General features: G+C 50.5%; 12 protein-coding genes and 1 other RNA gene. 1 reads left to right on the top strand and 12 read right to left on the bottom strand.

The window, feature by feature from the left end; all coding sequences use genetic code 11:
• Positions 1 to 102: 102 nt before the first annotated feature.
• The 12 genes from recR to rpoE all read right to left on the bottom strand — a co-directional run bounded on the left by recR (position 103) and on the right by rpoE (position 12,391).
• On the bottom strand, positions 103 to 702 hold the full coding sequence (recR, locus tag QW71_RS33335) for a recombination mediator RecR (RefSeq protein ID WP_039309653.1): 600 nt from the start codon (positions 700 to 702) through the stop codon (positions 103 to 105).
• A gap of 36 nt (positions 703 to 738) precedes the next feature.
• Entirely contained in the window at positions 739 to 1,050 is a 312-nt protein-coding gene (locus QW71_RS33330; RefSeq protein WP_039309650.1) for a YbaB/EbfC family nucleoid-associated protein, read from the bottom strand.
• A gap of 52 nt (positions 1,051 to 1,102) precedes the next feature.
• A complete protein-coding gene (gene dnaX, locus QW71_RS33325) occupies positions 1,103 to 2,872 on the bottom strand; it encodes a DNA polymerase III subunit gamma/tau (RefSeq protein ID WP_039309648.1) in 1,770 nt (589 codons plus the stop codon).
• A 271-nt stretch (positions 2,873 to 3,143) separates the two neighbouring features.
• Positions 3,144 to 3,412, bottom strand: an RNA gene (ffs, locus tag QW71_RS38635) — signal recognition particle sRNA large type.
• A gap of 60 nt (positions 3,413 to 3,472) precedes the next feature.
• Positions 3,473 to 3,670, bottom strand: a complete 198-nt coding sequence (rpmE, locus tag QW71_RS33320; protein WP_039309646.1) for a 50S ribosomal protein L31 — start codon at positions 3,668 to 3,670, stop codon at positions 3,473 to 3,475.
• Positions 3,671 to 3,793: 123 nt separating this feature from the next.
• Positions 3,794 to 5,071 (bottom strand): radical SAM protein, encoded by a 1,278-nt coding sequence (locus tag QW71_RS33315; RefSeq protein WP_039309640.1) that lies wholly within the window; start codon positions 5,069 to 5,071, stop codon positions 3,794 to 3,796.
• A 25-nt stretch (positions 5,072 to 5,096) separates the two neighbouring features.
• Positions 5,097 to 6,455, bottom strand: a complete 1,359-nt coding sequence (gene rho / locus QW71_RS33310) for a transcription termination factor Rho (RefSeq protein ID WP_039309638.1) — start codon at positions 6,453 to 6,455, stop codon at positions 5,097 to 5,099.
• A 164-nt stretch (positions 6,456 to 6,619) separates the two neighbouring features.
• Positions 6,620 to 7,873: a UDP-N-acetylglucosamine 1-carboxyvinyltransferase gene (locus QW71_RS33305; RefSeq protein WP_039309636.1), complete on the bottom strand. Its 1,254-nt coding sequence runs from the start codon at positions 7,871 to 7,873 to the stop codon at positions 6,620 to 6,622.
• 246 nt (positions 7,874 to 8,119) lie between these two features.
• A complete protein-coding gene (gene fba, locus QW71_RS33300; protein ID WP_039309634.1) occupies positions 8,120 to 8,974 on the bottom strand; it encodes a class II fructose-1,6-bisphosphate aldolase in 855 nt (284 codons plus the stop codon).
• Between the two features lie 206 nt (positions 8,975 to 9,180).
• Complete coding sequence (locus tag QW71_RS33295; RefSeq protein WP_039309632.1) at positions 9,181 to 9,567, bottom strand: response regulator; 387 nt, start codon at positions 9,565 to 9,567, stop codon at positions 9,181 to 9,183.
• Between the two features lie 342 nt (positions 9,568 to 9,909).
• Entirely contained in the window at positions 9,910 to 11,517 is a 1,608-nt protein-coding gene (locus QW71_RS33290) for a CTP synthase (RefSeq protein WP_039309630.1), read from the bottom strand.
• A 310-nt stretch (positions 11,518 to 11,827) separates the two neighbouring features.
• Positions 11,828 to 12,391 (bottom strand): DNA-directed RNA polymerase subunit delta, encoded by a 564-nt coding sequence (gene rpoE, locus QW71_RS33285; protein ID WP_039309628.1) that lies wholly within the window; start codon positions 12,389 to 12,391, stop codon positions 11,828 to 11,830.
• Positions 12,392 to 12,811: 420 nt separating this feature from the next.
• On the opposite strand from rpoE, the gene QW71_RS33280 reads away from it, so the two are divergent.
• On the top strand, positions 12,812 to 13,801 hold a 990-nt coding region (locus QW71_RS33280; protein WP_039309626.1), incomplete at its 3' end, for a S8 family peptidase.

The raw sequence follows: 13,801 nt of genomic DNA, 5'->3' as shown, positions 1-13,801 counted from the left end.
TGGTTGGACTTGCACCAACTAGATAATGCGTGCCTCTGGGCACGCCCTAATAAAAAAAGAGGCCCCAAGGGCCTCTTCAAGTACAATTCAATGTCAGAACACTCAGAACAGCTCACGACGGCCTTCCAGCGCCTTCGACAGGGTTACCTCATCCGCATACTCAAGATCGCCGCCTACAGGCAAGCCATGGGCGATTCTCGTGATCTTGATCTCGAACGGACGGACTAGACGGGAGATATACATAGCTGTAGCCTCGCCCTCAATGTTGGGATTGGTCGCCATAATCAGCTCCTTCACCCGCTCATCACTGAGTCTGGTCAGTAGCTCCTTCAGCCGTATATCATCAGGTCCGATGCCCTCCATAGGCGAGATGGCCCCCTGCAGCACATGATAGTAACCGTCAAACTCTTTGGTTCTCTCTATGGCTACCAGATCCTTGGAGTCCTGAACCACACAGATTATCGAGGCATCGCGGGTTTTGTCCTGACAGATCCTGCACGGGTCAGTATCGGTAATATTACAGCAGACCGAGCAATAATGAAGATTCCGTTTGACACTGACCAGAGCTTTGGCGAAATCAATCACCTCATCCTCCTTCATGTTAAGCACATGAAAGGCCAGCCGGGCTGCTGTCTTCGGGCCAATCCCGGGTAAACGTGTAAAAGCTTCTATCAGCTTGGCTAGCGGTTCTGGATAATACAAAGTAATGGTTCTCCTTTGGTCGGGAGTGGAGTGAGCCTAGAATAAGCCAGGGATCTTCATTCCGCCGGTGAATTTACCCATATCGTTGTTAGCTAACTCTTCAGCCTGGGTAAGAGCATCATTAACAGCAGTGATCACCAGATCCTGCAGCATTTCGATATCTTCCGGATCAACAACCTCCGGTTTAATCTGAATGGAGAGCAATTTTTTGTGGCCGTTCACCTGAACGGTAACCACGCCGCCGCCGGATGAGCCTTCAATGGTCTTACCGCCTAGTTCTTCCTGGGCTTTGAGCATTTGCTCCTGCATTTTTTTAACCTGTTTCATCATTTGGTTCATATTATTCATACATCGTCTCTCCTTTGGGATGCGCGTTATCTGCGCTAGTATGCTTGAGGCTCTATTCCTTTATGACAACAAGGTCTTCTCCAAAGAGCTGGATCGCCTCGTCAATCCATGGTTCAGGTTTCGCTTCTATAGTCTCGTGCTCATGCTCCAGATGCAGTTCTTCTGTACTGGTCTTGGAAGCAGACTTGGTTGCAGCCTCATTCCAGTCACGCAGCAGCATCGTCACCAGCCGGTATGGCTTACCCAGCTTAGCAGACATCACGTTCTCGATGACCTGCCGGTTGGCCGGCTTTTCAGTCGTATCCCGGTGAATTGTATTCTTGAAGGCGACCAGCACTGCATCTTCCATGACTGCCACCGGCTCTCCATCTACAAACCACGCATGCACAGTTACTTTCTCTTCCTTCACGCCCTGCAGAACCTGGCTCCACTGCTTATACACATTGCCAAAGTCAGCGCTGTCTTTACCCGCAATGAACTTATCAAGCTGCGGCGGAAGCTTGCCTGCAGATGATACTCTTGGAGCGCTTGGCGGGGCGGCCGCTCTCTGCGGGGCAGCCTGCTCACGCCCGCCGGCCACACCTCCGGATTGGATTGCCTGCTCAAGCTTCTTCTCCAGCGCAGCAATCTGCCGTTTGAGTGCATCCAGTTCCCCCGAATCCACCGGGGAAGAACTTCTTCCCGCTTCCGGTGCTACAGCACTCAAGGACGGAGCGCCCGCTGAAGGAGCCACCTCCTGCTGGGTACTGCACAGCTTCATCAGCGCTACTTCAAATAAAGTCTGCGGATGAGTGGCATATTTCATCTCACCCAGATAGCGGCTCAGCGTCTCCACAATCAGGAACAGCCGGTCACGGGTAAAGGCTGCTGCCATATCACGGAATTCCGCCGGATTCAGTACACGGTCGGTTAACTGGTCTGCCCCCGGCACCATCTTGATCATAAGTAAATCACGGAAATAATACAAAAGATTCTCCAGACATTTGTCGGCACTCTTGCCCTCATGCATCAACTGCTCGACAAGTTCCAGCAGCAGCCCCATATCACTCTCCAAAATGGCTGTAGCCAGACGGGCGAACTGTTCGGATGGAATTCCTCCGGTCATGCCCAGCACCTGCTGATACGTCACATTCCCGTCTGTGAAAGATGAGATCTGATCAAGTATGCTCAGTGCATCCCGCATCCCTCCGTCAGACAGACGGGCGATATACTGCAGTGCGTCCGCATCTGCTGTAATGCCTTCCTTCTGGCATATTTCTCTCAGCCGGCCGGTCTGCTCCTCCAGGGAAACCCGGCGGAAGTCAAACCGCTGGCAGCGTGAAATGATCGTAGCCGGCAGTTTATGCGGCTCTGTCGTAGCCAGAATAAACATGACATGCGGCGGCGGTTCTTCCAGCGTCTTAAGCAGGGCATTGAATGCTTCTGTTGTCAGCATATGCACTTCATCAATAATATACACTTTACGGCGTACTTCGGTAGGTGCATATTTCACCTTATCCCGCAGATCGCGAATCTCTTCAACACCCCGGTTGGAGGCCGCATCAATCTCCTGGACATCCATTACGTTGCCCGCTGTGATCCGCAGACAAGACGGACATTCATTGCACGGCTCCGGACCCGGGCCCCGCTCGCAATTGACCGCTTTGGCCAGTACCTTGGCCGCACTCGTCTTACCGGTCCCCCGCGGGCCGCTGAACAGATACGCATGCGAAACCCGCTGTTCACGGATCGCATTCTGCAGCGTCTGGATAATATGCTGCTGCCCTACCATATCCTGAAACGACTGCGGCCGCCAAGCACGGTACAGCGCGATATGTTCCACTATGCATTACCCTCTCTCAGGCTGCCGCTTTCCGGCATTTGTCGCTAATTTATTATACTATATTCCCCAGTCTTTGACCAAGCAGAAGCGCTTTCGCCATCCTCTAACGAGGCCTATGCTTCCGATACAGCGATACTACGTATCGCTTTCAGGTATCCGTATCAGCGGGAAGTATTAGGATAAAGTATGATGAAGCATATAATTTCTTATCTTTCAAAAAACAAAAAGCATCTTCGCTTGTGGCAAAGACGCTATCATAATAGTATTTAAACCGTGCACCCGTTATTGATGACTGCGATCCAAGCGGCAACCCTACAAAACTGCTCGGGCTAGGCCACCCTCCGGCACAAGAGTAAACTCACTTATGGCTGCTTCCTTCCGGACCTGACCAGGTTCACAAGCACTCATTGCGGAGGACCCAACCGTCAACACAGCCCATAGGAACCAAGGCCTCACATCGACAGCACCTCTAACAGGAATTCAACCTCGCTACAGCGGATTGCGAGTTACAGGGCACCGCTACCTCCCCGTCTAGCACGGCGAAGATAAGTATAGCTTACGGCCGGACAAAAATCAACTAACAATAAAATGGCAGAACAATTAGATGCCGTATTTCTTCTTGAACTTATCAACTCGGCCGCCGGCATCCAGGAACTTCTGCTTGCCGGTGAAGAACGGATGGCAGCTGGAGCAAATTTCGACGCGCAGCTCTTCCTTGGCAGAGCCAGCTTCAAAGGAGTTGCCGCAGGCACAGGTTACCTTAGTTACATTGTACTTGGGTTGAATTGCTGTTTGCATTTGAATATTCACCTCTCACGCCCTAAGCCTCATGCGGACTTAGAGTTATATGATTACGCAAGCTACATTTTAGCATGGAAGCCCAGGGCGCTGCAATAGGTTTGGCAAGACTCAACTCAGCGGTTACTGGTGCACTCTGCGCTGCTTGGCACGGGCCAGTTCAGCAGGCGGAACATGGGTGAAGGAGCCGATCACAACATCCGGAAGCTCCTCGCGGAAGATCTCCAGCATCGTCTTCATTCCGAGAATCTCACCTTGAGCCGGAGGAATCAGCTCCAGATAGCTCTCCGGGTCAATATTAAGATTCCGCATCTGAATTAGCTTAATATCTGTACGTCTGACGAACTCAACCATCGCCTCAATCTCTTCCTCGCGGTCCGTGACACCCGGAAAAATCAAATAGTTAATGGAAGTATATACACCCTGTGAAGCTGCATATTTCAGGGACTTCTCTACATTAGCCAAAGTATAGCCGCGCGGCTTGTAGTATGCATTATAGTGATCATCCAGCGCACTGATTGTGCTGACCCGCATAAGGTCAAGACCAGCATCCACAATGCCGCGGATATGATCGCTTAATCCTGCGTTCGTATTGATATTGATATAACCCATATCTGTAATAGAGCGTACTTCACGGATGGATTCAATGATAATCTTGGCCTGGGTAGAAGGTTCACCTTCACAGCCCTGTCCAAAGCTTACAATCGACTCCGGCGTCTTCAGGTGCTCCAGCATGACTTGTGAAACCTCGCTCACTGTAGGACGGAAGTTCATCCGCGTCTGCGGCGACACAAACCCGCTGTCATCAGGCTGTTCCGAGATACAGCCGAAGCAGCCGGCATTGCACGAGTAGGAGACCGGAACAGCACCTTCCCAGCGGCCCAAGAAGGTATTGGACGAGGTCAGGCATTCGTATTCCAGCGCACAGTTGGACAGATGGCCATACAGGCGGTTCTCGGGGTACTTGGCGGTTAAATTACCAACACCGACCTCTACATCTTCCCGGTCACAGTTCAACGGGTTCCACTGCTCTGTATCATCTGTAGGATCAGCCGCTACGTAGAATCCGCCATCCTTCCACACTACAGCGGAATAACCGAAGAGCGGAAGCTTGTACGACTTGTCCGTCTTGACATAGCCGGGAAGGCACAGACGGGTAAAGCCCTGCGGCAACAGCGCTCCAACAGCCTGTGAGCCTAAAGGCAACGGCAGCATTTCACCTGTCCCGGGATCCATCCCGATTGCCCGCGTATTAGGCAGCCCCACCAGAGTAGCGCCTTCAGGCAGCGGGATCAATTCTTCCTCCAGTATCTCAACAATCATATCCCCGCTGCGGGCCAGCCCGTACAGCTCGGGATGATCATATACGTTTCCTTGCCCGTCGGCATATACCAAATACATGTTAGTCTCCTCTTGTTATCAATTCTCAGGTTGTAGGTACAGAAGGTGTCTTGGGCCGCGTAGTACGGCGGGCCGATGAACCGCTGTTCGATGTTCCGCCTTTGCTGGCGGTACTGTTTGCTGACGAAGAATCCTTGTTGCCCGCCACATCAAAAGAGGCCAGGAACTCAGCATTCGTCTTGGTGTCACGCAGTTTCTTCAGGAATCCTTCTACGAAGTCGTAGGATTCATTCATATTTTTACGGATTGACCAGATGGTATCCAGTTCTTCCTTGCTAAGCAATACTTCCTCGCGGCGTGTACCCGAACGGCGGATATCGATGGCCGGGAAGATACGGCGTTCTGCCAGCTTGCGGTCCAGGTGAAGCTCCATGTTCCCTGTACCTTTGAATTCTTCGTAAATAATATCGTCCATGCGTGATCCGGTATCAATCAGCGCTGTTGCCAGTATGGTCAGGCTTCCGCCTTCTTCTACGTTCCGCGCGGAACCGAAGAAGCGCTTAGGGCGATGGAAGGCCGCGGGATCAATCCCTCCGCTCAGTGTCCGGCCGGATGGCGGAACCACGAGATTATAGGCACGGGCCAGACGGGTAATGCTGTCGAGCAGAATAACGACATCTTTCTTGTGTTCAACCAGACGCAGTGCCCGCTGCAGCACAAGCTCAGCCACTTTGATATGATTCTCCGGAAGCTCGTCGAATGTTGAAGCCACTACCTCACCCTTAACAGAACGCTGCATATCGGTTACTTCCTCGGGACGTTCATCGATCAGCAGTACAAACAATGCAATCTCAGGATTGTTAGTGGAAATACTGTTGGCAATTTCTTTTAGGAGGAGCGTCTTTCCTGCTTTGGGAGGTGCTACAATCAAACCGCGCTGTCCTAGACCTACAGGAGCAAGCAAATCCATTATACGGGTAGATATATTGGTAGGGGAAGTTTCAAGCGGCAGCTTGTCTTGCGGATAAAGAGGTGTAAGGGCCGGGAAATGTAACCGTTCAGCTGCACTGGCCGGATTCTCACCATTGACGGCATTGACTTGAAGCAATCCGAAATAACGTTCATTCTCTTTGGGTGTCCGGCATTTCCCGGATACAAGGTCGCCGCTTCTAAGATCAAACTTGCGGATCTGCGAAGCCGAGATATAAATATCCTCCGCACTCGGCAAGTAGTTAATCGGTCTAAGGAAACCGTAGCCTTCCGGCAGGATCTCAAGCACGCCTTCCATAAACATAAGACCGCTCTGCTCAGCCTGAGCCCGGAGAATCGCGAAGATCAGCTCCCGCTTCTTGAGCGTTCCGTAATAAGGAATCTGGTATTTCTTAGCCAGCTTATACAGATCGGTCAGCTTCATTTCTTCCAGATCGGAAATTTGAAGATCCATGTGTGATAACCACCTATTCAATTTTTATAATGAGTTCTTCCGGCGTTCTCTGCCGGGCAAAATATGAGTCTATGAAAACGCTTATTAGGATAGGATTACCCGAATTGGAAGGAGATATGCAGTTTATAAGGAAATTTCTCCTTCCACTCATTCCGGGTACATACTTATTCGTTCTCGCGCCAGACTTCGGCACCTAAATTGCGCAGGTTGCTTACGAGGTTATCATAACCGCGGTCTATATACTCCACGCCTGTCACTTCGGTAATCCCTTCCTCAACGGTCAGTCCGGCAATGACCAGAGCCGCACCTGCCCGTAAATCGGCAGCCTTCACCTTCGCGGCATTGAGCTTGCCGCCCTCAATAATTGCAGAACGCCCTTCAACGCGAATCTTGGCGCCCATACGGACTAATTCAGGGACATGCTTGAACCGGTTGCTGTATACGAAATCGCTCAAGACGCTAACGCCTTCCGCTTGAGTTAGCATACTTGTCATCGGAGATTGCAAATCGGTGGCGAAGCCGGGGTATATCAATGCTTTGACATCAGCATGCTGGTATTTGGCTCTGCCGATGACCCGGATACTCTCATCCAGCTCTTCTATATCTACTCCCATTTCCAGCAGCTTGGCAGTCAGCGCCTCCAGATGCTTGGGTATCACGTTATCTATCAGCACATTGCCACGCGTTGCCGCAGCGGCAATCATATATGTTCCCGCTTGAATTCGGTCAGGAATGATGGAATGGCGGCAACCATGCATTTCAGTTACGCCTTCAATCCGGATCGTTTCTGTACCGGCGCCTTTAATAACAGCGCCCATAGAATTTAATAGGGTAGCTACATCTATAATCTCAGGCTCTTTAGCCGCATTTTCAATAATTGTAGAGCCTTTGGCACGTGAGGCCGCCAGCATAATATTTATTGTGGCTCCAACGCTGGATACATCCAGATAAATCTTGGCACCACGCAGTTCTTTGGCATACAAGTGAATAGAGCCATGATCGTTGGTTACAGTCGCACCAAGCGCTTCAAAGCCTTTGATATGCTGGTCAATCGGACGCGGCTCAAAATTACAGCCGCCGGGAAGACCAATCGTCGCCTCTTTGAATCTGCCGAGAAGCGCACCCATCATATAATAAGAAGCCCGGAGTTTCTTGACCGGTCCGTTAGGCATGGGAATGGATACGATACGGGAGGGATTAATTCTCATCTGGCTGCCAGTCCATGATACACTCGCGCCAAGCTCCTCCAGAATTTCGGAGTAAACGGCCACATCACTAAGAGCAGGCAGGTTATCCAGCACAACTTCAGATTCCGCCAAAATCGCCGCTGGAATAAGCGCAATCGCGCTATTCTTTGCTCCGCTGATGGTTACAACGCCCTCTAGCGGACGTCCGCCGCCAATCATTAATTTTTCCATAAATTTATCTGGTTCCCCCTACGTGTATTGCGGCTTGTTCTGGCAATACCAGCTGTGGCTTGTGGTGACATGGTGATTAGAAGAAGAAACGGCTGCGCCGCCCTAACTTAAGGACGGCACCCGTTTCTGAGGAAATCTGAAATGACTTTACCGGAAAGACACCGGCTATGCGGTGCACTCTTCTGATAAAGATATGCAGGCGGGACAGCAGGAAATAACCTGTCCCGTTACGCGGCAGAGTTAAAATTACGCTTTGTTGCTGGATCCGAATTCACGGATTTTGCCAATAACGGTTTGTTTGATGGCTTCGCGGCCTGGTGCGATGAATGTACGCGGATCGTAAGCATCCGGTTTAGCAGCCAGAACTTCGCGGACTACTTTGGCAAACGCGATTTGGTTCTCAGTGTTTACGTTGATCTTGGAAGTACCCAGGGAGATGGACTTCTGAATGTCATGTACAGGAATACCAGTACCGCCATGAAGTACGAGCGGAAGGTTAACTGCATCACGAATTTCTTCCATTTCCTTGAATCCAAGGTTCGGTTCGCCCAGGTAAGGACCATGTACGGAACCCAGTGCCGGAGCCAAAGTGTCGATGCCGGTTTCTTTAACGATGCGTACGCATTCGTTAAGGTCAGCGTATTGGATGCCGCCGATAACGTCATCTTCCTGTCCGCCTACAGTACCAACTTCAGCTTCTACAGAAACACCTTTAGCATGAGCATATTCAACGACCTTCTTGGTCATTTCAATGTTCTCGTCGATTGGGTGGTGGGAGCCGTCGATCATAACGGAAGTAAATCCGGCATCGATTGCATCCTTACATTTGTCAAAGCTTGAACCGTGGTCCAAGTGGATTGCTACAGGAACGGTAATTTTCATGTCATGAATAAGACCTTCAACCATCTTAACTACAGTGTAGAAGCCGCCCATGTGACGAGCTGCACCTTCGGATACGCCAAGGATTACTGGTGATTTCTCTTCTTCTGCTGCACCAAGAATCGCTTGAGTCCACTCCAGGTTATTGATGTTGAACTGGCCAACTGCATATTTTCCTTCAAGTGCTTTGGTTAACATGTCTGTCATAGATACTAATGGCATGGTTTCAATCCTCCTAAAATGTTTGAGTTGCTTATATAAGCCGACATCACATACAGGCCTATTATAGCACATCCTGTGTCAAATACTAAATAGGATACACAAAAAAATGTCCCGGTGGGACGATATTCAGCCAGCCCATATCCCTGCGGGACTTTCCCTCTTTAGCGTATCCATAACAGGACTTACCCAAACTGTACATTTCTAAGCTAGCTGCATTGATCAACCGACTTATTGTACAGATGCATATTAACGGCAACCCGCATCTCATCGATATCAAACGGCTTGGTGAAATGCATCAGGGCTCCCAGCTTGGTCGCTTCCTTGATCATGTCCAGTTCTCCGTAAGCCGTCATCATAATCACTTTAATCGCCGGGTTCAGCTCCTTCAAATGCTTGAGGATCTCCAGTCCGTCCATCCCCGGGATTTTCATATCAAGCAGAACCATATCCGGCGATTCGTTCTTGACGATCTCCAGTGCCAATTTCCCGTTAGCTGCCTGAAAGGTGGCATAACCTTCACTATTAAACACTTCCATGAGGAGAATCCGGATTCCATTCTGATCATCGACAATTAATACTTTCTTTTTTTCCATACGATACCCTCCCAGAATTTAAGGCAGATTGTCTATACCGCGCTCTCTCACAGCTAACGGCCCCGCTTCAACTTAGTCTATACGAAACCTATTATTCGTGCTTTGTAGCCAAAATCCTGCTAATTGGTTAAAATGCGTAAATCTATGCCATATAAAGGTGTATTTCCAGTTAAAAAGCGGTAGTACAGTCCCCTTGTAATTTGGGAGATATCATAAATGAGACCTATAACAAGAGAAATAGAGGAATAAAGTGTAGTGTAAAATGTATATTTCCTTTATCTCCAAAAAAGAAAGCCCCCGTAAGGAGGCTCCCGCAGGCCCGGCAGGCCCTGAAGATATTTATTACAGCTGTTCGGAATGGGTAAGCGAAGCTTTGACAAATTCACGGAACAGCGGCTGCGGACGGTTCGGACGTGAAGTGAATTCCGGATGGAATTGCACGGACAGGAACCATGGGTGACCCGGCAGCTCAACGATCTCAACCAGACGGCCGTCAGGGGAGGTTCCGGAGAAGACCAGACCTGCTTTTTCCATCTCATCGCGGTAAGCGTTATTGAACTCATACCGGTGACGGTGGCGTTCATAGACCAGTTCATCATCATAGCAGGACATCGCCAGTGAACCAGGGGAAAGCTTGCAAGGATACAGTCCGAGGCGCATGGTGCCGCCCATATCCTCAATATCCTTCTGTTCAGGCAAGAGGTCGATCAGCGGGTACGCGGTTGCCGGATCGATCTCGGAGCTGTTCGCACCGGTCATTCCGAGCACGGAACGGCCGTACTCAATCACAGACACCTGCATACCCAGGCAGATTCCGAAGAACGGAATGGACTGCTCACGCGCATAGCGGATAGCCGAAATCTTGCCTTCGATCCCGCGGTCGCCGAAGCCGCCCGGAACCAGAATGCCGCCAATGCCGCCTAGCAGCTCGTCCACATTCTCATCCGTAACCAGCTCTGCATCCACCCACCGGAGTTTCACTTCGGCATTGGAGGCAAATCCGGCATGTGAGAGTGACTCTACAACACTTAAATAAGCATCATGAAGCGCTACGTACTTACCGACAATGGCAATCTCAACGGTACGTTCCAGCTTTTGGATCCGTTCAAGCATGCTCTCCCATTCACGCATATCAGGCGCAGGGGTAGTCAGCTTCAGGTGGTTGACTACAATCTCATCCAAGCCTTCATCGCGCAAATTAAGCGGAACTTCATACAAGGTTGAAGCGTCGCGGCATTCCACAACGGCATTCTTATCAATATCGCAGAACAAAGCAAGCTTGGCCTTCATATCATCGGTCAAAGGATACTCCGTACGGCACACGATCACATTCGGCTGAATTCCGATGCTGCGCAGCTCTTTTACACTATGCTGTGTCGGCTTTGTCTTCACTTCGCCTGCAGCCTTGATGTAAGGAATCAGGGTAACATGAATGTACATTACATTCTCACGGCCGATGTCACTCTTGATCTGACGGATCGCTTCCATGAATGGCAAGCTCTCGATGTCCCCTACAGTACCGCCAATCTCCGTAATGACCACATCCGAACCGGTCTCACGGCCAGCGCGGAATACCCGTTCCTTGATTTCATTCGTAATGTGCGGGATAACCTGAACGGTGCCGCCCAAATATTCCCCGCGGCGCTCTTTGCTGATAACGGAGGAATAAATTTTACCTGTGGTTACGTTGCTGTTCTTCGACAAATTGATATCAATAAACCGTTCATAATGCCCAAGGTCCAGGTCAGTCTCCGCACCATCATCGGTTACAAACACTTCCCCGTGCTGATAAGGACTCATAGTTCCAGGGTCTACGTTAATGTAAGGATCGAATTTCTGGATCGTTACTTTCAGACCTCTGTTCTTGAGCAGCCTGCCCAGCGAAGCGGCGGTGATGCCTTTGCCAAGGGAAGACACAACGCCACCCGTTACAAAAATATACTTTGTCACTGTAAAACCCTCCTAAATAAAGTCCAGAAATTCAGGGGACGCTTGTTGTTTATCGTAACCCTTTTTTCCATCATCAAACCGGGGAACCCATAAGTTGCTTCAGAACCACCAAAACTTAAGACCAGAGTCTCCAGAATTACGGAAAACCGCATTTTTTTGGCATCTAAAAAAACAAAAAAGTGACACCCGTAGACCCGGGGCACTTTTTATTTTAGAAAACATATTAACTTTCATTATAAGCCCATGCAATAGTTTACTCTGACGGTCCTGCCCCTGTCAAGGGACGAATTACACCGCCGGAAAGACTATTCTAAAATTTCTCGTCCTCTTCCTCATCATCGGCTTCGTCTTCTTCGCCGTCTTCGGAATCTTCCTCATCCGCTTCGTCTTCGTCAATGTCATCTTCATCAATGACAACATCTTCGTCAACTTCCTCTTCGCTGTCGTCGTCAGAATAGAGGTCGTCGCGATCTTCATCAATCGCATCGAAATCCTCTTCCTCCGCAGCGTAATTCTCTTCTTCTTCGGCAAAGTCGTCATCTTCCAAATCGTCGTCCTCATCGTTGATGATACGTACGCGTTTGGTGTTGCCGACAGGATCATCGGAGCGTTCCAGCGGGTACCAGCGTTTCAGGCCCCAAAGGTTGGTTCCGACACAGGCAAAACGCCCGTCAATGTTAATCTCGGTATATAACTGTGCAATAGTATCTTGGCTCTCTTGATCGGTCATCCCGCGCAGCTTGGCTACCTCGACCATCAGATCACGGTAGTAGTAAGGCGTATTGGCTGCCTTAAGCACCAGGAAAGCCAGGTCGACCATCGGTATTTCTTTAACTTTCTCAGGGTCCAGCTTTAAATTGAGTGGCGTACTCACTAAAGGACACTTCCTCTCACGCATTGTTCACATTACAAATCATGCTTAATTCATGATATCCATTAACAAACCTAAGTAAAACCTATTTGCGGGCAAATTGCAAGTCTAATACACCCGCTTCTGCGGGAAATCGCAGGCCGGCTGATTATCCGCAACCTCTATGTAACCCAAAAGATTCCCTTAAATTTAAAAAGGCGGAGGGAAACCCTCCGCACATGACTGTATCCACGCCAAGGATCGGCTCCTTACGGGATGTTGCAAAGGGGCCTTGCGGTTCCCTTCTGTTCATTTTATGTAATCCTCCGCCTTTTGACACGATGGGCAGCCCATTTCGCTAAAAAAGGGCAAGTTCCCATTCGGACGTCTGCCTCTTTTCATACTATATGGCAGCACGGCACCGAGGAGGGGACGGCGTAACTTATGGATTATTACGGATTTTGGCAGATGCTGCTTGAAGAGATTAAGGCTGCCCCCACAAATGCCCAGCGGCGTATTGTGACCTTCAATGATCCCCGCATGTATGCCGGAGCGCTATCCCAGTGGAAATCACTTAAAACCAAAACGCCGGGGCTACGGCAGGTTAAGGTATCTACGCTGATCCGGGCCTTCTTCGTGCCCGCCGCCGGAGCAGGGAAGCTGATGGACCGTTATGCTGATTCCCTATGTATAGAAGAAGATCACCGGATTCAGGTTCACTCCGTGTCACCGGATAAAAGCGGTTCTGCCATGTTGCCCTGGGGGGTCAAGTCGATTCATGCCCCGCAGGCCTGGTCTAAATCTACGGGAGTCCATGTGAAGATCGGCGTCATCGATACGGGCGTGGACTTCCGCCATCCCGATCTGAAGCATTCCCTCGCTTCCGGGGTCAATCTGCTGAACCGCGGCATGATGCCGCTGGATGACAATGGCCACGGCACACATATTGCCGGCACCCTGGCTGCAGCCGGAGGGACGCGCGGCATGATGGGCGTAGCCCCCAGGGCGCTGATCTATCCGGTCAAGGCTTTTGACCACAGCGGCTCCGCCTATGTGTCTGATATTGTCCTGGGCATCGATTGGTGCGTGCAGAACAAGATCGATATCATTAATATGAGCTTCGGGATGAAAACCAGAAGTAAAGCCCTGCATGATGTGGTGATCAAGGCCTACCGGGCCGGGATTGCCATCATCGCCTCCAGCGGCAACGACGGCAAGCGCGGCGGGGATTACCCCGCGCGCTATCCGGAGACTATTGCCGTAGGCGCCCTTGACAGAAGGCAGCGCGTCGCCGCCTTCAGCAACCGCGGACCGTATATCGACGTATACGGTCCGGGCGAGGGCATCCCCTCCTGCTGGCTGCGGGAGGGGTATAAAGAAATGAGCGGCACCTCTATGGCGACATCGCATGTCACCGGTGCCGCGGCCCTTCTG

The organism is Paenibacillus sp. IHB B 3415 (assembly GCF_000802655.2).
In the GTDB taxonomy this organism is placed as follows: Bacteria; Bacillota; Bacilli; order Paenibacillales; family Paenibacillaceae; genus Paenibacillus_AQ; species Paenibacillus_AQ phytohabitans.
Note: the sequence above shows the minus strand (reverse complement) of the source record. Positions and strands in the feature narration are given on the sequence as shown.

Bases quoted from the DNA above. Each gene is read 5' to 3' on its own strand.
- QW71_RS33295 (WP_039309632.1), bottom strand. From the start codon at position 9,567: ATGGAAAAAAAGAAAGTATTAATTGTCGATGATCAGAATGGAATCCGG.
- QW71_RS33305 (WP_039309636.1), bottom strand. From the start codon at position 7,873: ATGGAAAAATTAATGATTGGCGGCGGACGTCCGCTAGAGGGCGTTGTA.
- rpmE (WP_039309646.1), bottom strand. From the start codon at position 3,670: ATGCAAACAGCAATTCAACCCAAGTACAATGTAACTAAGGTAACCTGT.
- QW71_RS33330 (WP_039309650.1), bottom strand. From the start codon at position 1,050: ATGAATAATATGAACCAAATGATGAAACAGGTTAAAAAAATGCAGGAG.
- QW71_RS33315 (WP_039309640.1), bottom strand. From the start codon at position 5,071: ATGTATTTGGTATATGCCGACGGGCAAGGAAACGTATATGATCATCCC.
- fba (WP_039309634.1), bottom strand. From the start codon at position 8,974: ATGCCATTAGTATCTATGACAGACATGTTAACCAAAGCACTTGAAGGA.
- rho (WP_039309638.1), bottom strand. From the start codon at position 6,455: ATGGATCTTCAAATTTCCGATCTGGAAGAAATGAAGCTGACCGATCTG.